The organism is Paenibacillus aurantiacus (genome assembly GCF_042431225.1).
Classification (GTDB): Bacteria; Bacillota; Bacilli; order Paenibacillales; family Paenibacillaceae; genus Paenibacillus_Z; species Paenibacillus_Z aurantiacus.
This window is the reverse complement of record NZ_JBHMDO010000018.1, coordinates 33,067-59,370: the sequence shown is the minus strand read 5'-3', so window position 1 is coordinate 59,370 and position 26,304 is coordinate 33,067. Positions and strand designations below refer to the sequence as shown.

Below are 26,304 nucleotides of genomic sequence, written 5' to 3'. Positions count from 1 at the left end.
GCGAGTATCATGAAAAAGAAATGGATCGCCGCCGGCGCTGCCGGCCTCTTCCTGCTTAGCGCCAGCGCAGGCGTATACGCGGGCTCCAACCTGCAGCAAATCAAAGCATTTCTCGATCCGTCGATGAAGTTCCTGGTGAACGGCAAACCGTTCCAGCCGCAGAACGACAAGGGCGCGGCGCTAGCCCCCATATCCTACAACGGCAGCACCTATCTGCCGGTTCGGGCCATCTCGAACGCGCTTGGCGTCAACATCGAATACAATGGCGCGACGAATACCATCATCCTGGGCGAGAAACTCGCCGGCATTCCGATCGCGGACAGCTACGGCAGCTCCGGTCAACGAACGAAAGATCCGCAGTCAACCAGCTACAACGGCAAAGACTACAAGGACGTGCATTTCAATAACCTCAGCGGCGCGCGTTCGGACGGATTCTCGCTGTATCCGAAGGGCAAATACCAGAAGATCGTGATCCAAGTCGCCGCGATCGGGAAAGACATCGAAGAATTTTTCGTCTCCGACGCCGAAACCGACATCAAGCTAAAGACCGATACGATCGCAGTCAGCGAAGGCCTCAAGACCTATGAGATCGATATCAGCGGCGTCGAAAGACTGTACATCCATTCTGATCTGGAAGATGGCGGAAGCATATTCGTTCCGCTTACGACTTCGTACTATAAATAAGGGACAAGCCGTTCACGCGACAGGATTCATAGCGAGTCAAAAGCACCGCCTGCAAACAAATCCCCTGCATGCCATCAATCGGCGTACAGGGGATTTTTGATTTGCGATATAGAAGTGCTAATGGTTACTCTCCGGCCTCCGGCGCTTCGATCACGTACCAGCGGCAGCTCTGCCCGGGAATTCTAACGTCAAGCCGGACTCGGTACTCGCGGTCCAGTCGATACGCCTGGAAATCTCCGTCCTCCCCTTCCCGAATCCGCGCCGTATCGGCTAGCCCCGTATAGTAGAGCGGCAGCTCGACTTCGCATGCAAGCTCCCGATCAAGCGGATTGTACACCACGGCCAGTCCCCGGTGACGAAGCATCGGATTCACGTGCAGCATGCAGTCCCAATCCCGGCCGCTCGGCCGGCGCACATGGATAATGTCCGACTCTAATATGGCCCGGTATCGACGGTGGAAATCCGTCCAGAATCGGACCGTCTGCTGCGTACGATCCGAATCATACAGCCGGAAGCCCCGGTAAATGGCCTGCACGCCTGCCGTGAAATTCGTCATCAGATGGGCGTCGTAGGTATCGCGATGCGCATCCAGCGGCTCCAGCGTGGAATCCGGACCGCCGCCTTGATAGGAGGTGAGCGGCACGAACATCCAGCCCATGCTCGGCATCTTCTCCCATGTGCCGTCGAATATATTTTGCCTCGCCAGCATCACCTGCCGCTCCCGCGGGAGCGCCCAGTTTACCTCGCGATAGCCCATGCCCGCCTTGTTCGACCCGTTCAGGAAGTACCAATCCGGTACATTCAGATAGATGCCCCTCGCTCTACACCACTTATAAAATTCCGCGATGCAGCTCCACTGCGTCCATTGCGAATCGTCACGTCCGCGATGGCCGGGATGCGCAGCGGATTCACAGAGATCGCCCGGGTATGACCCATCGTGCTCCAATGCATCGAATCCCGTCCGCTCGAAGAAAGCGCGCAGCTTGCGGAAATACGCTTCGCCCCACTCGCTGCCCAGACAAGGTGAATGCACATAGTACGCCCCAGCCGGATTGACCACATCATCCTCCGCGCTGATTGAACGGCTCGCCAGCAGCGAATAACCCCCGAGCGCGACTCCCTTCGCGTGCGCATAATCGGCTAGCTCCTTCAGCGCCGCCAGATAGAGAGGATCGTCGTTCTCCATGTCCAAGCCGCTGCCGAAGGATAAGATGACCATCTCGAACCCGGCTTCCGCGCATTGATCGACGGCCGAGCGAATAACGTCAGGGTCCATGCTTTGCACGTGCATGAAGACCGGATTCTCCTGCGTCCAGGGCGCGAGCGTCCGGTACATCCGCCGCTGGGCTAGGCCTTTGCGCTCACGGTCCGTGCTATCCTGCACGAGGATGAACGTTCGGAACGACTCGAACGATTCGCCAGGGCTAATCCTCGCATCGGGCCCGACCGGCGGGGCGCTGACGAGCAGCGCGGGCGTCTGCCGGTCATAATTGATTTGCGTCGCGTAGTCCGGATCCGCTGTCCATTGCGTCGTCCGGTTCGCCTTGCGCTGCGCCATGCCTTGGAACGAGTAGTCGCTCTCCACGTGGAGATTCGGGTAATCCCACCGATCCGGCGTCTCGACAGGGGAATCCCATTCCACGACCGCGAGCAGCTCGCTCCGGAACGAATCCAGCGTGATCGTCTCGCTGCCATTATTGCGAATATCGATCCACTTGGCCATCAGCGGAATCCCGTCGTACAGCTCATAATGGACATTAACCGATACGTCTTTATAACGAGGATCATCCGATGTGAAGTCAATAACAAGCGATACCCCCGGAGGCGGCCAAGCAGCCGCGCCGGAATGATCGGTCCGCTTCCAGGGGAATCGCTCCTTCGTCTGTCCGACCGTATAACCTGCGAACGCGAAGGCGGAAGAATCTGCCTTCAAGTCATCCACCCATTCTTCGCGCAAATAGGCGTAATCCGGCTGTCCGGTCAATCCGCCGATCGCGACGTCCTGCCCATCAAGCCGCATCCACGCTTCGGGCTTGACGCCCCGGATGATCGTCTCGCCCGTCATGAGATTGTCGAACGCGACCGTCGCCGCATTCGGCGCCAGTCTCCACGTCCGGCTAATTAGCCCGTTCGTCAGCATAATCTCGTCGCTATGCTTGCCATGCTCGAACCTCGCGACGAAACTAGACGGATCGAGCAGCCAATCCGCCCTGCTTGCATGCTGTCCCATCGGTTCCTCCGACCTCCTTCAGCCCGCTATCCTTTCACCGTTCGCGTCTACTAGCCTATCGCCTCTGCTAGCACGCCTTACGGCTCATGAACCGGCAGCTCGGCGATCGTCCCGTCGTGCTGGCGAATCCACGTCTCGAACTCCCGCTTGCCCGCTTCCAGCCGAATGATTCTGGCGCCGGTCTTGAAGCGGTCGTTGCGTTCTCCGTCGATATAGCTGACATAGCGGGTCGAGCGGCCATAGCAGAGACGGATGCCGCGCAGCGTGCCGCAGAAGTCGTTCGAATGGTCATGACCGACGAACACGCCCATGACGTCGCCCGCTTCGACCATGGCGGCGAACATGCCCGAATTGATGCGCGGCGAGCTGATGCCGTCGGAGCCGTGACCAAGACAAAATTGCGTCTCCCATGCTTCGCGATACTCGGGCAGCGGGATGTGAAAAAAGGACAGCGCCGGAACGGGCGAGCCGCCGTTCGAAGCTGCAAGCGTACGGGAATGTCCGACGTACCAATCGATCTGGTCGCGCCGGATCCAGTCATAGCCGCCCACCCGCGGCGATGATGAATAATCGCCGCTGTCCAGGAAATACAGTGCGCAGGCGACCTCATCCTGCTCGTTCAACAGATGAATGGTGTAGTTGCCGGCTCCGCTCACCCCTGGCGGGTCGGCGCTCGCCATGCAATGCCGATGGGCAAGCTGCTCCTCGTGCATCCGCTGACGGGTCACTTCCCCTTCCGAGTCATGATTGCCGAACACCGCCGCCCACGGGATGGCGCGCTCCTCTGCCACCGTGACCGCATCGCGCAGCGATTGGAGCGGATCCCGGCCGCGCGCGCTTGCCGTCACGTCGCCGGCGAAGACGATCAAATCCGGCTTCTCCGCCTCGATCACCGCGACCATCGTCTCCTTCGTCTCGGCATTGATCGCCGGCGTCTTGGGATCGTAATCCTCCGCGTCGATGAACTCGACGTCCGAGAACTGGACGATGACGAACGTGCCATCCTCCCTAAACCTCATTGTCCTGCCCATTCCTCTCCCCTTCTTTCCATTCGATATTCCTTGCGGTACGACCAGCCGATAAGCACGAAGACCGCCGAGCAAATCAGCAAAGCGGGCAGAAGCCCGAAGTCTCGGCCCAGCGCCCAATAAATCAAGGCAGGTCCGACAGCTGCGCCAAGGTCGGTCGCGACCGAATAGGCTGTCATGATCGCGACAGCGGAAGACTTGGCGACATCGGCCGCCATCGCGTCGACGATCGTCGTCATCATCGTGCCCGTTGCTTTGACATAGAGCACAATCAGCAGCCAAGCGAGCGGCGGCATCTCGATCGGCACGAGCGCGAAGCCGAGCGCTGCCGCTGCCGCGGACAGCATGAGCAGCGGAATCCTCCCGGCTGGTCCGTCGGACAATCGGCCGAACCATACCCCAAGGAAAGGCTCCCATAAGCAGCGAATCGCCTCCAATGTGCCGGCAAGCACGGTGCTGCTAATTACGATGCCGAGGAACAGCTCGCCTTGGCTGTAAGTGGAGGCGATCATGTAGCTTAAGGTAGACCCGAATATGGCATGGAGCGTGGCGACCAGCAAGCCGCACACGACGATTTTCTTGACCGGTCGCGTCCAGATTCGGGCATGCTTCACCGCCGCCCCGCCGTTCTTCGTCAGTCGGATAGCGTCTTCCGTGCCACTGCGGCCGATATATAGCGCGATCAACGGCAGACCGGTCAGCGCGAACAACCCGAACAAGATGGCGATCGGTTGAAGTCCGGCCATAGGCACCAATATGCCGCCGAATAGGACCCCGACCAGCGAACCCAACCGCCAGACGCCATTATACCGTCCCATCAGCCTCCCCCGATTCGTCCGATCGGAGCAGCGGATGACCGTCAGATAACCTCCGATGCGCATTAGCGACCAAGCGATGCCCCATAGCGCGCGCAGGACGAGCCATGCCGCGAATCCTTCCCAAATGCCGTAGCCTGCCGTCGTCAGGGCGGCCAGCAGCACCGCCGCATACAAGCCCGCTCGCAGCGGCAGCCGATTGTACAGCCAACCGATAAGCGGATTAAGCGGCAGCCGGACGAACCGGTTAATCGAGAGGATCAATCCGACCTGCCAAAGCGATTCGAGCCCCGCTTCCTTCCAATACACGGGCAGCACGACGTACAGCATGGCATCTCCGAACAATGCCAGCCCGCTGACGGCGCCGACCATCGCGACCGCCCGTTCGCCGTCTTGACTGTCTGTCTCTTCATTAGTCAACCGTTACTTCCCCCAGTGCTCCGTGCAGCTGCCGCTGCCTCCCGCAGCCATCAGATGTGAATGATTAATCCGTCATATGCGACCTGAATGCCGGCCGGCTCGAAGATCCGCTCGAACTCTTCATGCAGCAGCCTGGAATTATGCGTAAAGTGCGTCACGTAGATTTGACCGTCCCGGGCCAGCACGCCGCTCTCCTGCCACCGCCGCTTCACCTCCAGCACGGTCTCGATGCCCATATGATTCGGGTTGCGGTCGTTGCCCGTATAACCGTGCGTGCAATCGAGAATAGCCAGATCGATCCGTCTGCCCTCCAGCAGCCACGCCCATGTTGCCTCCGGCAACCAGCCCGTATCGTTGCCGTAGAAAATCGTCCTGCCGCCCTTCTCGATATAATAGAGCAGACAATTCTCGTAGCGGTCATGGTCCGCCAGCAGCGGCGTAACCCGCGCATCGCCGGCGTCGAAGGGCTCGAAGGGCCGCAGCAGCTGGAACCGGAATCGTTCCCCCGCATAAGATCCGATCGCCGCGCGGCTGCGGGCAATGACGGCGTCGTTGCCATATATCGCGAGCGGCGCGTCGAGACCGTGCGCGAACCCTTCGATCCGGCTGAACAAATCCTCCGGGTTGAAATGATCATAATGCGTGTGGGTGAACAGCAAATGCTCGATGGCGCCGAGATCGATCCCGTCGCGAAGCGCCTGCATGTGCGAATCCGGCGGGTAATCCACCTTAAGAACATCGTCGATGATGACGGAGCTGCGCGTCCGGATATTGCGGCCGCCCAAGCTGCGCGCCTTCGCGCAAGCTTCGCACCGGCAGAACGCGTTCGGGAACCCCTCCGCGGCCGCCGTACCGAGAAAATGAATTTTCATCTTCGTTTCCCCTCTCCTTGTAAGGGCGCCGTATTGTTCCCGTTGGAATCGACTCCGTAGAATACGGCGACAAATCGGCGCCTTTTTGCCATGCAATGCCGCAATCAACCGCTATTCTATCGCCGCTTCGTCAGTCTGCCAATCCACGCTGCCGTCATCCAGCCGCAGCCAAGACTCGAACGAACGCTCGCCTTCTCGCAGCCGGATCACCCGTGCTCCGCGCGGGAATCCTTCTTTGCCGTACGTGTTGTAACCCGATGCCCGGCCATAGGTCAGTCTAATGCCGCACAGCTCGCCGGAGAAGTCATTGATATGGTCATGGCCGACGAACGTCCCCATGACATCCCCTGCTTCCACCATCGCGGCGAACAGCCCCGAGTTGAGCTTCGGACAGCAGACCGCTTCGTGCTTGCTTCCGCGACAGCCCCCTTGCTCCCATGCTTCCGCATACTCGGGCAGCGGAATGTGGAAGAACGCCAGCGCCGGCAGCGGGTTGCCGTCATTGCCGGCCGCGAAGGCTCGGGACTGGCTCGCGTACCAGTCGATCTGATCCTTGGCTATCCACGCATAGCCGTCGACATTCGGATGTCTGGAGTAGTCCCCGCTATCCAGGAAATATAGTACGGCGGCAGTCTCCGTGCCACCGCTGTCTCGCACCGCGATCGTATAATTGCCGCAGCCGGTCACCCCCGGCGTATCGCCGGTTACGCTGCCGCCATAACCGAGCAGAGACCGGTGCAGCTCCTCGCGCGTTACGTCCGCCTCGCTGTCGTGATTGCCAAGCACGACCGCCCACGGGATCCCGCTCGCTTCCGCGGCCGATACCGCCTCCCGTATTGCATGGAGCGGGGCGTCGCATTCGCTGCTGTAGATTACGTCGCCCGTAAAGACGATCAGGTCGGGCGCTTCCTCCGAGATTGCCAGTTCCATCAGCGAACGTGTTCGCAAGTCTGCCTCGTCCCCATTCTTCCAATGCAAATCCGTGAATTGCACGATCGTAAACGTACCGTCTTCTCGAAACCGCAGCTTTCTCTCCATCGTCGATTCCTCCTGCAGCGCCTCATACGCGCTGTTCATATCGGCTGTCTCTTCACGTTCATAACATAGGTATGCGTCAGCCGACAAGCCCAGTCCGTTCAATGCTTTCCGTGAAGTACCGTTGCACGAACATGTACAAAATGATAATCGGCGCTATGAACAGCAGCTCGCCGGTGTTCTTGATCATGTAGCCGTACAGGCCATCCTCGAACTGGGTGGCCGTCCACATCATCGGCAGCGTCGTCGTCAGCACTTTGATTTTGGTCAGCAGCAGACCGGCGTAGTAATTGTCGTTCCACATCCAAACGAACGAGAACAGGAAACCCGTGATAATGGCGGGCACCGCATTGGGCAGCATGATGCGCCAGAACGTCTGGAAGACGCCGCAGCCGTCGATATACGCCGCCTCCTCCAGCTCCTTCGGAATCCCTCGGAAGAACTGCCGGAAGATGAAAATGATCAAGCCGCTCTTGATGCCCATCCCGGTAATGGCCTGCAGGATGAACGGCCAATAGCTGTCGAGCAAATTTAGTCCATGCCCGCCGCCGAACAAGCCGAAGATCCCGGCCGGATCGAAATAACGGTAATTCAAGTACGTCGGGATCATCAGCGTCTGCGACGGCACGACGATCGTGAATACCGCCAGCGCGAACAAGACGCCGCTGCCCTTGAACTTTAGCCGTGCGAAGCCGAACGCCGCCAGCGAGCAGGATACGATCTGCAGCACCGTCGTCAGCAGCGAGATGACGAGCGAATTCGTGAATGTCTCCGCATAGCGCAGCGTGTCGGCCGCGAAGCGGAAATTATCCAGCGTGAAGTGCTTCGGTATCCAGAGCACCGTCGGATCGAGCATATCGCCTCGCGCTTTGAACGAGATCGAGATTTTAAAGAATAGCGGGTACAGAATGACGAAGCACAGCCCTGTCACCAGCACCGCGCGCAGCAGCACCCAAGCGGCATGCTGCAGCTTGTTCAGCGGCTGCTTCTGCCCGATCAAGCGCGCCGCCGCTCGCCCGGATCGTAGGATCGACTCTTTCACGCGCATCTCCTCCGTTCATTCATAGTAGAACACTTTCGTCGACACCAGGCGGACCAGCACGAGCAGCAGAAGACCCGTTACCGCGAAATACACCCACGACATCGCCGCGCTCAAGCTGAAGTTCAGCGCGTCGAAGGCGGTATCGCCGATGAGCACGCTCAGTTTGTTGTAATTGTAGGAATCGATCACCGTATAGACCAGATTGGTCAGAATGAGCGGACTGACCATCGGGAAGGTGATTTTCCAGAACGCCTCGTAGCCTGTCGTCCCTTCGATCTTCGCCGCTTCGTACAAGGCCGGGGACACCGACTGCAGGCCCGCGAGGAAGATGAGGATCTGGACGCCCGAATGGCTAATGATCTCATAGATCCGGTTGACCGAACCGGTTATGTAAGACGTGATGCCGCTGCCGAAGCCGGACTGCAGCAGGAGCGCTTCGAGCTCCGTGCTCTTGAGCACGCCTCCGCCATCCGCGCCGCTGACGTTCTGCGCGACCATCGCCATGTCGCTGCTCTGCTCCACGGTGATCAGATTCGTGGCGAGCAGTACGGGGAGGAAGAAGATCGCCCTCGCAAGCACCCTTCCGCGGAATTTCTGATTGAGCAGCGTCGCCGCGAACAGACTGAACACGACGATCGACGGAATGTTGATCCCCAAATCAACCAGCGACTCGACGAGCAGCCGCGTATAGGTGGCATGCTCCGTGAACAGCTCGTCGTAGAAGCGCAAGCCCGCGAATGTCGTATCGAACCCTTCCAGCCCGACCTCCAGCGTGTTCAAGCTATACAGAAGCGATTGGATGAGCGGGACCGCGAAGAGGAAGACGAAGCCGAAGAACCACGGACTGACGAACAGCACGCCCAGCCACGATTTCTTCTCGGACATCGACAGGCTCCGCCCGTCCGGGCGCAGCTTCCACGGCAGGCGAATACGCATCTTGCTCATGTTCTCCCCCCTCCAATGCGATAGCCGCGTCCCTCAATGCGAACCCCATCGATCGTCACGGCTTGCGAATTATAATTGACGGTCACCGTCTTGCCCTTCTCATACGTCGTCCGGTAGACGTTGTCCGCCAGCTTCTCATGCTTGACGATCGCTTGCAGCCGCACGTCCCCGACCGCTTCGTTCAACTCATGGTAGCCGCGAATCGCTTCCTCGAACCAATTGGAATAATGGGCCGCATAGAGATCGTCGAAGTCTGTACTGCGCACGGCAGCAGGGTCGCCAGCGAACCATAGATAATACAGACTTGCCCCTGTCTCCAGCGACTTGAGCAGATTCGTCTCGTAGTCCTGATCGCGGCTTAAATTAACGGGCGAACCCGCATAATCAACGAAGCCATGGACGACCATCTCATAGAACGGCACCTCTTCGTCGGTCAAATACAACCGGCTGTCGGTGAGCGGCGCATGAACAACCGTATCCGCATAGGGGAGAACAGGTCCGTTGCCGCCGCTGACCATCAGTCTTCCGGCGCCTTCCGCTAGCTTAGCCGCGCTCTGCTCGATAATCGCCGCGCTTGCCTGCCGGTCCAGCGTGGAGCGCGACGATACCGTGGAATTCACGTCTTCGCCCAGATCACGCAATGACAATCCGTTCAATCCAAGTTTCCGGTAGTCCTTCAGGAAATCATCGACGAGCCCCGTCAGCTTCTTCGGCGACAGCACGTAGTAGTCCATCCCGTCCTTATTCGTCGTGACCGGATCGCGCCGCATCTGCTTGATTCCTTCCCGGAACAGGAACGACGCGCCGTCGCGGCTGGGCTTGAACCCTTCTCCGCTGCGGTACACGCGTTGAAACGCCACATCCGGGTACAGCTTAATCCCGTTGTCTGCCGCATAAGCCTTCAGCTGCCCTAATCCATTCGCCCCGCCAAGAACGCGCTCGATCTCCACGTCATTCGGGTAGTCATGGTTGATCCCGCCGTTGAACCAGCCGGAGTAACGCAGCTTGATATGATCGACCCGCTTGTGCTTCAACTGCTCCAGCAGCGACTGCGTCTGCTTGAACGTCGTCAGCGCCTCCGAGGACGTATAAGGAACGCCCAATATTGTCTTCCGCACGTCAATCGTGCCTGCCAGCTCCAGAATAAACGGCGAAGATAACTCGCCCTGCATCGGCTTCAGCTCTCCTTGGCGGACGAGCGCGCGGCGGTAATAGTTCGCCATGCCGGAGTAGTCAGCTTCCGCGCCGGATAAGAACGCATAGCGGACTTCAATGTTGCCGTTGTACATCTCGGGGAACAGCGGGCTGTTCTTCGCCACCGCGCCGACCCGGTACGTGAACATCTCCATCGGCTTGAGCAGGAATTCCGAATAAGCGCGATTGTACGCGTTCACCCGCCCGCTAATATCCGCTTGTATCGAAGCGATCGCATCGCCTTGCTCGATCATCGCCAGGAAAGCATGGTCGCCCTTCTTCATCCCGTAGACCGGGAAGCGGGGCGACGCGGGTTCAGGAGCCTGCGCGCCTTCGGTTTCGCGGACCAGCAAGGTGCGGTCCCTCCCGTACACGGGCATGTCGTATGGCAGCGCGGATGTCTTGCCATTGTTCAAATGGATTAGCGCGCCGGAGCCGTCCGGAATGAACATATACCCTTGCTCGGTGGCACCCGCGGCCCCAAACATCTCCAGCAGCTTAATGGATTGAATCGGGAATGCCGGCGTATCCTTCACTTCCGATGCGCTCACCCGCACGCGGAGCTCCGCGCCGTCCAATTCGTATTCGATCGGAATCGTGAACCTCGCGGTAGCCGCCGCTTGCTCACCTCCCGCATTATTCGCGGCATTGTCGGCTTTGGCGTCCTCCAAGGTGTACCCGGCTTGCTCGAGAATCGCGACGATATCGGCCACGACATAGTCCGGGATTTCCTTGCGTTTGTAGATTTGAGTCTCCTCGTCCAGGAAGAACCTCTTCTCGATCTCGAAGCGCTGCTTCTCGTCCGCCAGCTTGCCGAGAATTTTCTCATCCATGCGCGCCTTGGAGATGAACGACGGGATCGCTTCGAGTCCTTGCTGAAAATTGCCCAGTCGGTACGCGATTTTGACGCCCTTCTCCGTCCGGGCGATGCTGAACTGCTTGCGTTTGACCGACTCGGCGTAATTGTTCGCGATAAAGTTCTGGCCTTTGTCGTTGTTATATGCGATCGAGAATTGAGCGGACAAGTTATCCCGGTTTGGGCCCTCCGCCTTCTTGTCCTGATCGCGGTCCTGCGGATTTGAATACCACATTTGACCGCTTCGCTTGTCTCTTACGGCGATCTCCGTCGTGGACGGATCGAGCAGGAGCGCAAGCGTATCGTTCTCCGTTACTTGCTGAAGGCCCGCAGGCTGCGCGAACGCGAGCGAATCCGCCGCCTCCGCCCCTGTCTCATCACCCGCCTGACCGGTTATTGCCGACGCGGTCTCCGTCTTCGGCGCAGACGTCCAGTGCAGGATCAGGAAAGCCGCCGCTCCGGCACAGGAGATGGCGCAGACGAGCCACTTGATGGTATTGCGTTTCATTCCCATCCCTCCTTTACCAACGCACGATGATTTCGCGGTACAGCGATTTGACGAACAGGAGCATCTGCTGCAGCAAGCTGAAGCAGAGCAAGCCCAAGAAAACGATGAACGCCATGACGAACACGGTCAGCGCCAGCGTCAGCACCGTCTTCCCGATCGAATACTGGTGAACGGTCATCGTCCCGATGAACAGGAGCCAGCCGAACCACAGGTAGGCGATCGTATCCAGTAAGTAATAGAATGATGCTTCGCCCTGCGTCACCAGGTTGCTCAGCAGCGTCTGCGGCAGGAAGATAAGGACGAGCGGAAGCATCGCATAGCCGACGGCCATCACGATATCCCGGAATTTGCCCTCGCCGTCCATCAGCGTCGTAAGCGACCAGTTAGAGACGCAGAAGAGAAGGAACGGGAGGACGATGAACTTCAGTTCGTCCAAGCTGTTCAACTCGTCCGGCTTGTTGAAATTGACTACGAATCCGGTATATTGGCGTTTCACGATCATGGTCACGACGAGCAGCAGCAGGATCAGCAGGGCGATCCACGCACGGCCCTTCTGCTCGTATTTCATTTCCCAGAATCCGCTGAACGGACGTACGATCGTGCGCAGAGGCGTCGTCCAGACGCCGTTGTCGATATAATGGGCAGCCGGCTTGCGCCTTCTCCAATAGACGCGGCCGCTAGCGGCGGCGGCGAACAAGCCGATAGCCGAAGTCATGATCGCGCCGAAATGATTCCACACGTATTCGGAACGGTAGCGGTCGAGCGACTCGGAATAATACTTGCGGTTGTTGCCGTTCTTGAAATACGCCATTGCCGTTTTGTTATCGCCCTTCTTCAAGAGCGCCTTGCCGATCCCGATGTACGCGATATCGAAATTGGCGTTCAACCGGAGCACCTGCTCCCACGTCTTGGCTGCTTCGTCGGACCGTCCGGCGAAATGCGCCTTGACGCCGGTCCGGATCAACGCCCCATAGCGTGTCGGATTGAAGAGGACCAGCCGGTTCATGCCTGCGTCGAGCACGACCATACGGTCTCCCTGCACGTCGATCGCCGTCGGCTTCACGAAGGCTTCGTCCGTCATGCCGAAGCCGCCGAATTGATAGAGCAGGCTGCCGTCGCGGTTATAGGTGAAGATGCGGTTCCGCTTCGTATCGAGCCCGCTATACATCCCGCTCTCGTCCGTCGCAACGTCGCCGAAGATCGAGCTGCCCGCGTTCGCGACCGCCTCCTGCTGCTCTCCGCTGACCCGCAGCGCGGCGACGTCTCCTACCGGATCGAAATACCCTTCGCGCCGCAGCACGTCTTCCCCGCCCGGGTTAAGCCGCTTGATCGGCGCCGCGGCGTTCGCCTCCGAGGAGACGACGTACAGGAAGCCGCGATCGTCGAGATCAAGATTGGCGAACTCGACCGGCAGGAACAGCTGCATCTGACTGCTCTGCTCCTTGGTCGCGAGCCGCTTCCAGAACAGATCCGCCGGACTGAAGCGCACCTTGTTCGTCCCGACGTAGCCGCGGAAATTCCCTTGACTATTGATCTCCATGACCCCTTCGTAGGCGCCCTTAGCCACGACGTAGATCCGTCCCGTCCGATCGACGGACACCTTATTCGGGAAATACTGAAAATCCTTCGGAATGACGCTCGACACGGGCGGACCGTATACGCGAAGCAGCTCGCCCGCCTCGTTCAGCCGCACGATCCGCCCATTCTGCGTATCGGCGACGTACATATTCTTGTCGCCGTCGACGAATACGCCTTGGGGCTTGTTGAACGCGTCATCCTTGCCATCGTTCTTGAATCCGGCGATCACGCCGGCCAAGCGTCCCGTCTCGTCCAGATGGACCACCCGGTCGTTATCCGTATCCGCGATGTAGATGTGGCTATCTGCGCCGACGTAGACATCCTGCGGATTCAAGAACGGGCCGATGCCCAGATCGGAGCCGTTGATGCTTCGTTCCGCCGTATACGGCAATGGAGCGGGCTCCGCCTCGCGCCAGTAGGAATAGTTGTACGTATGTTCCGGTTCCTCCGCTGCCGCCGGAACCGCCAGGCATGCGGTCAGAAGCGCCATCGCCAGCAGCAGGCCGGTTATCTTTCGCATTCTCACGTGCGCCCCCCTCTAATCTTTCATGCCTGACGTGGACATGGTCTGGATGACGTTGCTTTGGGTGAAGACGAAGATGGCGATCGGCACGATCATCATGATGAGCGTCGCGGCCGCCATCGGGCCGGAACGTGCGAAGCCGCCCGAGATGATCTGGCTGAACGCGTAGTCCATCGTCTTCAGCTGCTCGCTATAGATGTACGAGGCCCCTTGTGAGCCGCTGCCGGTACCCCACAGCCCTTTGAACGAGAAAATAATCAAGGTCAGCCAAGCGGGTCTAACGATCGGCATGACGATCTGCCAGAAGATCCGGTACTCGCTCGCGCCGTCGATCTTCGCGGCCTCAAGCAGCGAATCCGGAATTTGTTCCATGAACTGCTTCATCAAGAACAGCCCGAGCGAGGTTGCGAACGCCGGCAGAATCAGCGACCCGTACGAATCCAGCAGCCCGATCCAGCTGACCGTCAAGTAGTTCGGAATCGCCGTCACCTGAGGAGCGAACATGAGCGAGAGGACGACGAGCGAGAACAGGAAATTCCGGCCTGGGATCTTCAGCTTTGCCAGCGGATACGCCGCCATGGAAGCCAGAATGACATGGCCGGCCGTGCCCGTGAACGAGACGAACAGCGTATTGAACATGTACCGCGTCAAGGGCACCCAAGAATTGGAGAAAATGAGAAACAAATCGTAAAAGTTATCGAACGTCGGATTGCGGACGATGAAGGTCGGCGGGAATAAGAACAGCTCGTCAAGCGACTTGAGCGCCGTGCTGATCATGAAGACGAACGGGATCGCCATGAACGCGCCGACGGCGGCCAGAATGACGAAGAGCGCGATATCGACCGGCAGCGACCGGTTGATTTTCTTCTCTCTCCCCAAACGAAGAACGGCTCTCATCATGGCTAATCACCCACCTTCCGCAGCAGCTTCTGCACGAGAATGTTCGTTCCGAGCATCATCAGGAACAGCACGGTCGCGATGGCGCACGCATAGCCCATCTCGAAGCGGATCGACCCGTAGTCGTTCAAGTGCGTCACGATCGTGTGCGCCGCGTATTGCGGGCTCGGGAAGCCGACCATGTTGGTCGCCACGTCGGCCACCGCGAACGAGCTCGTAATCTGCATGACGGCGCCGAACATAAGCTGCGGACGCATCGTCGGCAGCGTAATGAACCACAGCTCCTGCCACCGGTTCTGCACGCCGTCGATCGCGCCTGCTTCAACCAGCGTCTGGTCCATGCTCTGGAGGCCCGCGATGAAGGCGAGGAAGGCGGTGCCCAGACTAAGCCACAGCTGCACGAGCATGACGATAGGAAGCATGTACTTGGGATCCTGCAGCCACTGAATCGGCTCCAGGATGAATCCCCATTTGATCAGGAACGCATTGACGTATCCGAACGAATCGCCCGAGAAGCCGACCTGCCAGATCAGATAGACATTGCCCGAGATCGAAGGCGCATAGAACAGCAGCGTCACGACGGCGCGGATCTTCGGCGACAGCTCGTTGATCAGCCACGCCAGCAGGAAGCAGGCGATATAGCTGAGCGGCCCGGTAACCAGGGCGAACAGCAGCGTATTCTTGAGCGCGATCAGAAACACGTCATCCTTGATGAACAGCGTCGCATAATTGTCCCAGCCGACCCACTTCGGCGGTTCCAGGACGTTGTAATAGGTAAAACTGAGCGCGAAAGCCATGAGTACGGGAAACGCGGTGAAGATGAAGAACAGCAGGAAGAACGGGGCCATGAGCGCATAGCCCTGTCTCATCATCATCATCTCGCGCGCGATTTCCTTGAGCCTGCCGGATCGTATCCCGCGAACGGGCGGCGGGAGCAGCCGGCTTGGCTTGGCATTGACACGGACCGGTTCCGAAATGGTCCTCTCCCCCTTGTCGGCTAGTCGGCGGGAAATCCGAATTCTTCCCGCTTCTTCTTGATTTCGTCGTTGATGTAGATCGTGTATTTATCGATCGCTTCGCGCGGGTCTTCGTTCGAGATGACCACGCTGCGGAAGGCGTTGTCGAGATGACGTCCGGTGAAATAGCCGCCGGGCACCTGCGGGATGCCCCTGGCCCACTCCCACTGCTCCATGATCGTCCGATAGTCCTTCACCTGCCAGGCCAGCAGATCGACCGCCTCGCGGTTCGCCGTCGCGATCCGCCCGGCCGGCCCGAAGAGCGCCTCGTTCTCCCAGCCGTACCGCGCCTGCGTCTTCGCCTCCGCCCACCAGCGCATGAACGTCCAAGCCGCATCCTTATGCGCGCTGCTCTTCAACATGACGGCGCCGCTGCCGGAAGTCGGCACGTCCCGGCGGATCGAGCCGTCCGCCGTTCGCGTGCCCGGCACCAGCGTGAAATCCCAGATGCCTTGAAGCTCCGGCGCGACCACGCTCACGACGTTAGCCCGGTTGTAGTCATAGATGCCGATCGGCATCTCGCCGCTGCGGAACCGGTTGACGAAGTCTGTCGTCAGCGGCAGCTTGTAGGTCGTGTACAGCTCCGACCACTGCATGAACGCCTGCACCGATTTCTCCGTATCGAGCGCGCTCTTCTTGTTGCCGTCCTGATACAGCTCGCCGTCTTCCTGGAAGAGCAGCGTCCCGTAAGTCTGATTGATCGGCAGGCTCGCGTTCTCCTGAACGTTGGAGCCCGTCTTCACCAGCACTTGTATCGGGAACCCGAACAGCAGATTATGCTTCTGCATCTCCGGGATCATCGCGTAGACGTCCTCCCATGTCTGGGGAACGGTCAAGCCCAGCTCCTCGAGAATATCTTTGCGGTAATAGAGGACGGGGAAATACTGCTCGACGGGCAGCGCGTACGTCGCGCCGTTGAATTCGTACGGCACGAACGAACTGTCGTGATACTGGGTCTTCAGCTCCGCGAAACCCGGATAGCGGGATAAATCTTCGACGCCGCCGCGAAGCGCGTAGTTCAGCGGCTTGTCGTCCGGCACCGCGAACGCGACGTCCGGCCCGCGGCCCGCAAGCATCGCCTGCAGCAGCACCGGCTCGGTCACGACCTGAAGCTCGACGGAGATGCCGGTCGATGGAGTGAACGTCTCCTCGATCATCCGCTTCATCATCTTGGCTTGGTCGAGGCCCGTCGTTATCCATACTTTGATCGACTCGGCGCCCTGCTTGCCGGAGCCGAACGCATTATAGTCGTTGAAGAACGACGCGAAGAACGTGCCGATCTGATGTTTGGCATTCGCCATGAAGGAGGCGGATGCGCGCGGCATCTTCTTCTCCGGCGAAGCGACGACGATGTAGTCGATCCACATCGGCATTTCTTTCATCGTGTACACCCAGGTGCCGAGCGAGCTGGTGTTGGACTTGAACGTCTCCAGCCTTCTTGCGATCGTGCCGGGATGATCGGCCATATCCCGCAGCTGATAGACGAGACGGTTGAGCGTTCCGGTATTCTCGCCGCCCCCGCTCGTTCGCTCGAGCTGCGCCGAGATTGCGGCAATGACGTCCGCTTGTTCTCTGAATTTTCCGATTATTTCCGGCAGCTTTACGTCCAGCTGGTAGTCCCGGTATTCATCGGGCACGGTGCCCGTAATCATCACGATTTTGCGATAGATCGTGTTCAGCGCAAGCACGCTCGACTCGATTGTCCGCAAGTACGTCGCCATGTCCCCGAGCGTAACCTCCATGCGCAGCCGGTGCTTGCCTTCGCTCAAGTGGAAGAGATACGGCTCGTCTCCGTTCCCTGGGCCAAGCTCGTTCAATTGCCAGCCCGTTCCGAAGTCGAACGGGACCGCTTTCATTTCGGCGAACGGCACTTCGCCGTCGATCATGACTTTCCGGTATGACGTCACCCCTCGCGAGATGTTCTGCTCGTATTTCACGCCGATGTTGTACAACCCGTCCTTCGGCACGTCGAACTCCCATTCGATCCACTGTCCGGCCTCGTAAGAGCCGATCGTGTTTAACCGGACCTTCGAGACATGATAAGGTTCCGTGGCCGGGCTTCTGCGGTCCATCATCGGCACGAGCGAGGAGCTGGATTTCATGCCGGCCGCTTCGCCCTGCACTTTCACGAACACGTCCGAAGCCGCCTCGCGCCCTTCCCGTTCGTAATCCGCCTTGATTTCTTCATAGGATGGGATCTTCTTGGGCTGGTCCAGCTTTATGTAATCGATCATCATCGGCTCCTTCACGGAGACGAGCGACAGGTTGTGTTTGCCTTTGGACAAATAAAATCGGAACGGTTCGCTGTAGCGTCCATCCGAGCTTTGCGCCACTGCTTCTTGCCATAGGAGCGCCTCGGCCTGAGGCGTGTACATATCGTTGCCTTTCTCGTCGCGGACGGTCTCGCCGTCGTTCTTCCATACCCGCTGAAACACGATATTTTTCGCCTCGGCGAACGGCGGCTTGCCATCGATCCAAATCTCGCGCGTCATATCCGACCCTTTGCCCGTCATCGCGCGGTAGCGCACCGACATCTGGTACAAGCCGTCCTCCGGCACGTCAACCGCCCAGGTTACTGTGCCGCTCTCGCCCGTCTCCAGCACCCCGCCGTCCGCGCCTTCCACGCCGACGACTTGACGAGGGTTCATTCCATGCGCCTCGGAGAACGCGCGCGCCATCACAATCAACGCTTGCTTCGGCGTAGGCACTTCCGCATATTGAGCGATGTATCGATCGTAACCATCCTTCGCCGTGGAGCCTAGCTTCACGTTCGCCCCACTTTGCAAGTCCGCGCTTGCCGCTTGCCCGCTGGCATAACTGGCCGGCGTCAACGGGGCAGGCTGCGGGAGCAAGACGCTAACCGCCAGAAGCGCGACGAGCAGCGACCTGCGCAACGTAACCTTCTTCATCCTGCGTCCCCTCTCCAGAAGGAACGGCGGTACCCAAGCTTCCAACCGCCCCGGGTACCGCCGCTTCCGTCCTCATCAGCGGTTATTATTTTTTGGTCGTGACGTCGATCGCCGCCTGCGCCATCGGCTTGACCCTGGCGATCGCCGTGGACGGCGACTCGCTGCCGGAAGCGATGCTCTTGAACGCCTCTTCGATGACGTCCGCAAGCCCCACGTACGCCTTGTAGTTGATAATTTTGAATTCGCTGTCCATCATCTTGCGCATCGTGTCCAGCGATTCCTTGTTCTTCATGTTAGGCTCTTCCTTCTGCAGCTTGATGTCCTTGCCTTTGACGACATCGAACTCGAACAGCTCCGAGAACGCGGCGAGTACCGCTCTCGGGTTTTTGACGCCCTTCGGAATGAACCACAAGTTCATTTTGTCGTACGGAACGACGTAATTGGACGCTTTCGGCCCTTTCGGGAAGTAGACGTAGCCGATATCATTCGGCTTATCCTTGACGTAACCAAGATTATCCCAGCGGTAGCCGTTGACGAAAGCCGTATCGCCGTTGCCGAACGAAGCGCCGTCTGCCACCTTCATCACCTTATGGACGTTGAACAGGTCGCTATAGAATTGAAGCGCTTCCATTGCATTCGGCTCGTCGATCGCGATTTTGCTCGTCGCCTCGTCTTCGATCTTGCCTTCGTTCGAATAGATGAGGACGGAGGCGAGCAGCGATTCACTGTCGAAGTAGAGCGGCACCTTGCCGGCAGCCTTCACCTTGTTCAAAATGTCCAACAGGTTCGCCCACGTCCATTCGCCCTTCTCCTGCAGCTCGTACGGATCCGGCAAGCCGAGCTGCTGCAGCAGCGTTTTATCGTAATACAAGCCGTGGGTCTCCGCGTAAGGCTCCGAGATGCCGTACTGCTTGCCTTGGAATTTGCCGTTGGTCATCGTGACGCTGTTCGACGCGAACGCCGGCTGGGTCAGGTCGGCATCATCATCGATCGGGTCCAAGTACCCGCTGATGACCATCTTCGGGAACGCGTCCCGGATCGGCAGCATGACGATATCGGCGAACGGCTCGCCCGCAACCGAGGAGGTGATGAGGCGCGACGACGTGTCCGGCACGGTGACGTATTCGATCTTGGTGTTGTACTTCTCTTCGACCTTCTTCTGCTTCGCTTTCTCTTCATCGTTCAAGTACGCGTCCATCCCCCACCATTGACCGATCCGGAGCGGCTGACCGCCGAAATCCAAGCTCTCTTCCTTGGGCGGCTCCTCTTCCTTGACGACGGTCGTCTGGTTGCCCGCCGCGCCATCGTTCTGGACCGCATTGGATGTCTTGGCAGCGTTGCCGCCGGAATTGCCCCCAGCGTTACCTCCCGAATTGCCCGAGGAACAGGCCGATAGCCCGGCCGTCGCCAGCATGACGAGCGCAAGCATAACCGTCAGACGTTTCGATGTCTTCATCTTCATCCTCCCCATTGATGAGCTGCCCTACGATCCACCGGCCGCCTTGACGCTTCCGATAGGTTCTGTGCGGCTTGTATCTTTATTGTAGGGGCCGCGCGGCCAAACCTGTATTCACTTGGCATATAGAATGTTGTACATATCGAACGCAACCAAATGCAACTCATAACACAAAAATCTAATAAGCGTACATACGAATGCTTAAAATTGTCGATACGCTTGCCGGTTTCTTCATGGGTCCTTCACAATTTCGACATGGCGGATCGATCCCGATATTGCGTCGGGGTATGCGAAGTCGCTTTCTTGAAAATTCGCGTGAAATAGTAATAGTCGCCGTAGCCAACCCGTTCGGCGATCTCGGTCACCATCAGATTGGTCGTCGCGAGCAGCTCGCAGGCGCGGGCGATTCGCAACCTCGTCATGTAAGCGGTGAACGTCTCTCCGACTTCCTTCTTGAACAATTGGCTGACATAATTGGGATGGATGTAATAGCGCTGGGCTAAGCTTTGGATCGAAATATCTTTGTCGTAGTTTGCCTTGACGTATGCTAACATCGCGGCCATCGTCTCATTGCTCGTCTGGACAGTCTCCGCGGGCATCGCCTCGTTGATGCTCTTCATGGACAGCGACCGCAGATAAGCGATCATCTCGGTGACGTTCGGGAACGCCTCCATCAGCTGCTCGTAGCCAAGCAGCAGCCCTTCGCGCTGGTCTTCCTCCGCGCGCTGCAGGAACGCGATCGTCATATTATAGAAGTGAAAGGCTTGCCGGATTGTGAGGCTGCCCTGTCCGAACAGTCTAACGGCTTCATCGAAGGCTGCATGGAGCGCCGGCAAGTCTTTGCCCGCCATGGACAGGCTAATCTTCTTCATCAGCTCGTGAACCGCCGCGTTCGCCCCTTCCCGTTCATGGTAGATGCCGGGGGTTCCGGTGACGAAATATTGATTCGCGCGCAGTACCGCGCAGTCGACCGCCTCCTTGATTCTCTCGTACTCGCCGATCCGGAAGCTGACGCCGATCCCCATCATCCCTTCCGGCAATACGCCGCCCAGTCGGCTCAGCGCATGCTCCAGCCGATCATAAGGCAGCAGATGCAGCATCCGCTGCTTGCCGATCCGGATTGCAAGCGTCCGCTCGCCGGCCAACCACTCTCCGCTCCCTCCGATGCACGCTGCCGCCGCGCCTCCTCCCGGGCCGTCCAATCGGAAGCCGCGCTGCTCGCATGCCCGCTTCAGCAACGCGCAGCTCGCTTCCGTCCCTTCGCCGATCAGCTGCAGCAGCGTTATGTCGGACATGGAACGCGACATCTCCAGCTTCTTCTTCAGCTTGAGCAGCACGTCAATGATTTCCCGCTCGTCATATGGCTTCAGGCAATATGCAGCCGCGCCGTAATTCAATGCGCGCTGGGCATAGGCGAACTCCGCGTGACCGCTCACGACGACGAAGACAGGCGGGTTATCGGACTCCATGCCTTGCTTGATCAGCTGAAGTCCGGTCATGCCGGGCATCCGGATATCCGTGAAGACGACGTCCGGCCGCTTGCCGACGATCTGCTCCATCGCATCCAGTCCGCTGTACGCTTCGCCTACAATCTCGAATCCATAGTTCTCCCATTCCACGCTCGCCTTCAAGCTTTCGACCACCCAGCTCTCGTCATCCACGATCAATACGCTGAACATCCAGATCTCCCCCTATCGGCATCGTTAGCCGGATTGTCGTGCCCATGCCCGGCGCGCTCTCGATCGTTAGTCCGCCGGATGGACCATAGGTCAACTGAAGTCGGTGATGAACATTGGCCAGCCCAATGCTGGCACCCGCTTCGTCCGCTGCCGCCGGCGCTTGCGGCGTCCTACCCGCGAACGCGCGTCCTATCGATTGCTGAATTTCGGCAAGCCGTGGCGCCTCTATCCCGATGCCGTCATCCTCTACCGCGACCGTTAAACATCCCGGAGCATTCATGCTCGTTCGAATAACGAGCGTGCCCGGCTCCTCCTTCAGCTCCAGTCCATGGAACACCGCATTCTCGACAATCGGCTGCAAAATCATTTTCGGCACCGGCTGCGACATCGCCGCTTCGTCCAGCTCGTACCGGACGTCGAACCGGTCGCCGAAACGCAGCTGCTGGATTTGCATGTACGACCGTACGATCGCAAGCTCGGCGCGCAGCGGCACCATATCCCCGCCCTTAATGCTGTAGCGGAAAATCTCGCCGAGCGCCCGCGCGATCTCGCGAATGTCCTTCGCGCCTGCTACCGCCGCCATCCCTTTCACCATCTCGAGCGTGTTGTAAAGGAAGTGCGGGTTAATCTGGCTCCGCAGGAAGAGCAGCTCCGACCGCTTCTTCGTCAGCTCCGCCTCGTACAGCATCGCATTCGTCTCCAGCAGCTGCCTCGTAAGGCCGTCTACCTGGTCGAGCATATTGTTGAATTCGGTGGACATGACCGTGATCTCGGCATACCCCCGCAGCAGGATTCGCTTCTTGAGCTTGTTCAGATCGCCGCGCTTGATCGTGCTGATGAACGACATCAATTTCTTGAGCGGGACGAGCAGGTTGTTGATGATCAGCATGACGAGGAGGAGAATAATGACCGCGCCCGCGACAAGCAGCATGACTTCGACCCGCTGAATCCGGACCATGTCGCGCATGAGCTCCGCCTTGGGTATCATGCTGACGATCATCCCGTTAATCTCCGGCAAATCCTCGGTCTGCACGATATACAGGCGTCCGTTCAATTCGACGTTGCGCGCCCCGTCCGCCGACTGCCCTTCGGCAATGATCGCATTCAGCTTGAGGCCCACCTGCTGCGGATCGCGGCTGGACATGATTTTGTTGCCCCGGTCGATCAGGAACGATTCCGTCGCGACCTCGCTTAGCTGCTCGCCGTCCTCCTGTCCGATCAGCGCCTTCGGATCGAGAATGAAGAAGAGCGTGCCGATAACCGCGTTGAACTGTTCGCCCGGTTGGTAGGAGCGTATTTTCATCCCGATCAAATAGCAGTTCACGCTCGGGTACGTATCGCCGAAATTTTGCATGCCGAAATAATAAGGGGCGTCCCGCGCCATGATGGCGTTGACGAACGGCATGATTTTTTTCTTGCCGCCGTAGAGATCGTACCACCGGCTCTGCTCGCCGTAGACGACGATGTCCAGAATGCCTTCCTTCAAGTTGCTCATATTGAGGAACAGCCGGTTCACCTTCTTGGACGTGCCGTAGATCTCCGCGATATCCGGCCGGGTTAGAAAGTTCTGCACGTCGGCGTCGAAGGCGATGTTGGACATGAGCCGGTCGATGACGTCTTTGTTCGCGTGCACCGTCTGACGGATCTGCGAGATAATGTCGTTCGTGTACCGTTCATTGTTGCGCGTAATGATGCCTGCCATCTGCATGTACGTGACCGCGATGATGGACAGCATGACGACGGCGATGACGGCAACCATCAAGAACAGCTGCGTTCGAATCGATAACATGCGGTAAAAACTCATCCCATGCCCCCTTTCCACCTTCAAGATGATCAAATTCTACCATATTGATGTGGAATTACGAGGTTTTATTTACAGAATTGCGCGCATCCATTACTATTTTTGTAGAGAAGTTACTCACCTTGGCTCCGAGGAGGATGAACGATGCGCATGCTCCGCCTGTCCGGCTTTGCGCTTCTGATCGCGGTTATTCTGTCGATGAACCATGCCTGCGGCGACCTGGCCGACCCCGGCGACGCCGACGCCACGCCGAAGGATACGCCGAATGAAGCGAGCGATCCGATGCCCATCTCCATCGCCTATTGGGACATCAAGCGCTATTTCGACCCTGGTGACGCGATCCTCCGCACCATCGAGCGCAATCTCAACATCTCCCTGAAGCCTGTGCAGGTCAGCTGGACCGACTATAAAGAGAAATTCAAAGTGTGGGCCGCCACGGATAAGCTGCCCGACGTGTTCGCGCATACGGTCGTAAGCGAGTCGCCCGGCTTATACGCCGATTGGATCGAACAGAATTTGATCCGTCCTCTTCCCGATGACCTCAGCCCTTATCCGTACGTCTACGAACTCTCCCAGATTCCCGACACCCGCGCGCTTCGGCGCGACAACAAGCTGCATATGCTGCCCCGGATCGCGTATCCGACGAACGATCTGTGGATGCTCGACCGCGTCGTCTTTATCCGCAAAGACTGGATGAGCGAGCTGGCCATGCCCGATCCGCAGAACTTCGAGCAATTCCTGCAGTCGATGCGGCGCTTCGCCGACGAAGACCCCGACCGCAATGGCGCGCGCGACACGGTCGGCCTCACGGCTGCCGGGCTGCCCTATCTCTCCTGGGTGTTCTCGCCTGCGTTCCCGCAATTCGGCGTCAGCCAATGGGTGCAGGAGAACAACGAATGGATTCCTTACTACGCCTCCAAGCGCATGAGCCGCGTCGTCGCCCAATATGACAGTCTGCAGCGAAGCGGCGGTCTGGATGAGGAGTTCTTCCTGCTGAAAGAGGACGATGCGACCGAGAAATTCGCCCAAGGCAAAGCCGGCGCGCTCGCCTACAAGGCGACGCCGGACAGCTTGAGCAAGTTCGTCGCGCTGTGGAACAAATATAATCCGGACACCGACTTTTACGACGCGGTCAAAATCATGCGCCTGTGGCCGGCGGAGGACGGCAATCGCTACTATTACGTCGCGCCGACCTACTGGTCGGAGAGCTATTTCAGCGCCAAGGTCGACGACGCCAAAATGGACCGCATCCTGCGGCTGTACGATTACCTGCTCTCCCCCGAAGGCATTCGACTCATGCGTTACGGTATCGAAGGCAAAGATTACGTCATGCAAGGCGATGAGATCGTCATTACGCGGCCGCTGGACGAGAAGACCGGCAAGCCGGTGAGCATCCAGAAGCTGTACCCGTCCACGAACGTCTTCCAATCCCTCGCCTCCTGGGGGATGGAGCGGACGTACCGGATGGACGTCATTAACAAAATCAACTATGGCGAACGGAATATCCAAGCGTCGCTCGAAGAAATGCGCTGGCTGCTCAACCACGCCACCGCCGTGCCCTTCAGCTATACCGCCGTCTCGCTGTCCACGCCGAGCAAGGACAAGCTGAGCGCCGCGATCCGCCCGCTCGAGGATTTGACGGAAGCGATCTTGAGCCAAGGCGATCCGCAGCGGTTGTGGCAAGCGACGCTGGCGAGGTATGAGGAGCTGGGGCTGGAGGCTGCCATCGAGGAGGTGAACGGGAAGCTGAAGTGATTGCGGTTGTAGGAGAGGCTGCCGATTTCCACTGCGCAAATGAAGGTTCTTCCGCTCGCTGTTGTTCCATGATTCCCTGATTGAAATGTACGAAGGTCGGAATCACTCCACAAAGGCGAACGCTGAAGGTGATTGGATTGCGCCCTGTCCAAGACAGGTTGCAGCATTCACCTCCAGCTTCTACAGAATCCTTCATCTGCTCCGTTCCGGGCAGTCACGATCAAAGCCGCCATCAAAGGATGGCTTCCCGTTCACTGGGAAGCAGCGTTGTGATTGCTGCCGTTCATCGCGATCGCCTAATTGGAAGACCTGATCTCCGCGCTGCGCATCCAAGCGAACGCCTGCTTAGTCGCATACCGTATACCAAAACGCTCGGGAGTGATCGGGATGGCGAAGGATGCGCAGGGCTCAGCCCTGGGCGCTGCCCGGAAACGGTGCGGTCCCCTCGGGAGACGTGAGAAAATCGTCTTTGGCGGACGTCTAACGACTGTTCATGTAAATAGAAAGCGGAATTTGATTTCAGGGGCAATTAAATCTAACCCGGGGAGTTTGAAAGCGAAGGCATATGCGAAGCCATACGCGAAGCCATATGCGAAGCCATTATCGAAGAAGCAAACAGACCGTACTGTGAGCATAAAGGCGGGAGTTAAACCGGAGTGGTTTTCGGAGATAGATACAGAGTCGAATACAGAGACAGGTACAGAATCGAACACAGATGCCCAGACTCGTAAGGAACCCGCCACAAGCATGGAATCGCCCTCCAACTCTACCGCTAAAGCAAAAAAGGCGAATTCCAAACGTCGCGATCAAACGGCCAAAAGCGTTACCCGCCTGGCCGCTTCCCTCCTCCCCTGGTACAAGAAGCTGGCGAGCGACAAGGCTTACGCCTGGTCGATCTATCTGGCGGCGATGAAGGGCGACGCGAGCGAACTGCGCAACCTCGTCACGCCGGAAATCAAGCATGACGGCGTCCTCTCCTTCACCGCTACGCCGGGTCAAATCATTGTCAGTCTGCGGCTTCGCGGGGCGATGTTCTCGAATCGGTTCGATGTGCGATAGAT

Annotated in this window: 18 protein-coding genes; 3 read left to right on the top strand and 15 right to left on the bottom strand. The window is 58.6% G+C overall.

Annotation, left to right across the window (positions count from 1 at the left end; translation table 11 throughout):
- Window positions 1-9: 9 nt before the first annotated feature.
- Entirely contained in the window at window positions 10-684 is a 675-nt protein-coding gene (locus ACFFSY_RS11065; RefSeq protein WP_377493772.1) for a stalk domain-containing protein, read from the top strand.
- A gap of 124 nt (window positions 685-808) precedes the next feature.
- Here the strand turns inward: ACFFSY_RS11065 and ACFFSY_RS11060 are convergent, their stop codons facing one another.
- The 15 genes from ACFFSY_RS11060 to ACFFSY_RS10990 all read right to left on the bottom strand — a co-directional run bounded on the left by ACFFSY_RS11060 (window position 809) and on the right by ACFFSY_RS10990 (window position 23,491).
- Window positions 809-2,914, bottom strand: coding sequence for a hypothetical protein (locus ACFFSY_RS11060; RefSeq protein ID WP_377493770.1), 2,106 nt, complete (start codon window positions 2,912-2,914; stop codon window positions 809-811).
- 77 nt (window positions 2,915-2,991) lie between these two features.
- Complete coding sequence (locus ACFFSY_RS11055) at window positions 2,992-3,933, bottom strand: metallophosphoesterase family protein (RefSeq protein WP_377493768.1); 942 nt, start codon at window positions 3,931-3,933, stop codon at window positions 2,992-2,994.
- The gene (locus ACFFSY_RS11050) at window positions 3,930-5,177 is read right to left on the bottom strand and encodes an MFS transporter (RefSeq protein WP_377493766.1); all 1,248 of its coding nucleotides are present in this window, start codon (window positions 5,175-5,177) and stop codon (window positions 3,930-3,932) included. The genes ACFFSY_RS11055 and ACFFSY_RS11050 overlap by 4 nt, the downstream gene beginning before the upstream one ends.
- 50 nt (window positions 5,178-5,227) lie before the next feature.
- Window positions 5,228-6,049: an MBL fold metallo-hydrolase gene (locus ACFFSY_RS11045; protein WP_377493764.1), complete on the bottom strand. Its 822-nt coding sequence runs from the start codon at window positions 6,047-6,049 to the stop codon at window positions 5,228-5,230.
- Between the two features lie 111 nt (window positions 6,050-6,160).
- Window positions 6,161-7,126 carry a metallophosphoesterase family protein gene (locus tag ACFFSY_RS11040; protein ID WP_377493762.1) on the bottom strand — a complete coding sequence of 322 codons (966 nt, stop codon included), beginning with the start codon at window positions 7,124-7,126 and terminating at the stop codon, window positions 6,161-6,163.
- A 37-nt stretch (window positions 7,127-7,163) separates the two neighbouring features.
- Window positions 7,164-8,126, bottom strand: a complete 963-nt coding sequence (locus ACFFSY_RS11035; protein ID WP_377493760.1) for a carbohydrate ABC transporter permease — start codon at window positions 8,124-8,126, stop codon at window positions 7,164-7,166.
- Window positions 8,127-8,141: 15 nt separating this feature from the next.
- Window positions 8,142-9,071 carry a carbohydrate ABC transporter permease gene (locus ACFFSY_RS11030; protein WP_377493758.1) on the bottom strand — a complete coding sequence of 310 codons (930 nt, stop codon included), beginning with the start codon at window positions 9,069-9,071 and terminating at the stop codon, window positions 8,142-8,144.
- Window positions 9,068-11,629, bottom strand: coding sequence for a DUF5696 domain-containing protein (locus ACFFSY_RS11025; protein WP_377493756.1), 2,562 nt, complete (start codon window positions 11,627-11,629; stop codon window positions 9,068-9,070). The genes ACFFSY_RS11030 and ACFFSY_RS11025 overlap by 4 nt, the downstream gene beginning before the upstream one ends.
- Window positions 11,630-11,642: 13 nt before the next feature.
- On the bottom strand, window positions 11,643-13,727 hold the full coding sequence (locus ACFFSY_RS11020; protein ID WP_377493798.1) for a YIP1 family protein: 2,085 nt from the start codon (window positions 13,725-13,727) through the stop codon (window positions 11,643-11,645).
- Between the two features lie 18 nt (window positions 13,728-13,745).
- Window positions 13,746-14,627, bottom strand: coding sequence for a carbohydrate ABC transporter permease (locus ACFFSY_RS11015; RefSeq protein WP_377493796.1), 882 nt, complete (start codon window positions 14,625-14,627; stop codon window positions 13,746-13,748).
- A 5-nt stretch (window positions 14,628-14,632) separates the two neighbouring features.
- The gene (locus ACFFSY_RS11010; protein WP_377493754.1) at window positions 14,633-15,505 is read right to left on the bottom strand and encodes a carbohydrate ABC transporter permease; all 873 of its coding nucleotides are present in this window, start codon (window positions 15,503-15,505) and stop codon (window positions 14,633-14,635) included.
- A gap of 119 nt (window positions 15,506-15,624) precedes the next feature.
- Window positions 15,625-18,552 (bottom strand): extracellular solute-binding protein, encoded by a 2,928-nt coding sequence (locus ACFFSY_RS11005; protein ID WP_377493752.1) that lies wholly within the window; start codon window positions 18,550-18,552, stop codon window positions 15,625-15,627.
- A gap of 85 nt (window positions 18,553-18,637) precedes the next feature.
- A complete protein-coding gene (locus ACFFSY_RS11000; protein WP_377493750.1) occupies window positions 18,638-20,008 on the bottom strand; it encodes an ABC transporter substrate-binding protein in 1,371 nt (456 codons plus the stop codon).
- A 242-nt stretch (window positions 20,009-20,250) separates the two neighbouring features.
- A complete protein-coding gene (locus ACFFSY_RS10995; RefSeq protein WP_377493748.1) occupies window positions 20,251-21,687 on the bottom strand; it encodes a response regulator in 1,437 nt (478 codons plus the stop codon).
- Window positions 21,662-23,491: a sensor histidine kinase gene (locus tag ACFFSY_RS10990; protein ID WP_377493746.1), complete on the bottom strand. Its 1,830-nt coding sequence runs from the start codon at window positions 23,489-23,491 to the stop codon at window positions 21,662-21,664. Before ACFFSY_RS10990 ends, ACFFSY_RS10995 begins: the two co-directional genes overlap by 26 nt.
- 141 nt (window positions 23,492-23,632) lie before the next feature.
- On the opposite strand from ACFFSY_RS10990, the gene ACFFSY_RS10985 reads away from it, so the two are divergent.
- Window positions 23,633-25,243 (top strand): type 2 periplasmic-binding domain-containing protein, encoded by a 1,611-nt coding sequence (locus ACFFSY_RS10985; protein WP_377493744.1) that lies wholly within the window; start codon window positions 23,633-23,635, stop codon window positions 25,241-25,243.
- Window positions 25,244-25,990: 747 nt separating this feature from the next.
- Window positions 25,991-26,302, top strand: coding sequence for a hypothetical protein (locus tag ACFFSY_RS10980; protein ID WP_377493742.1), 312 nt, complete (start codon window positions 25,991-25,993; stop codon window positions 26,300-26,302).
- Window positions 26,303-26,304: the final 2 nt, after the last annotated feature.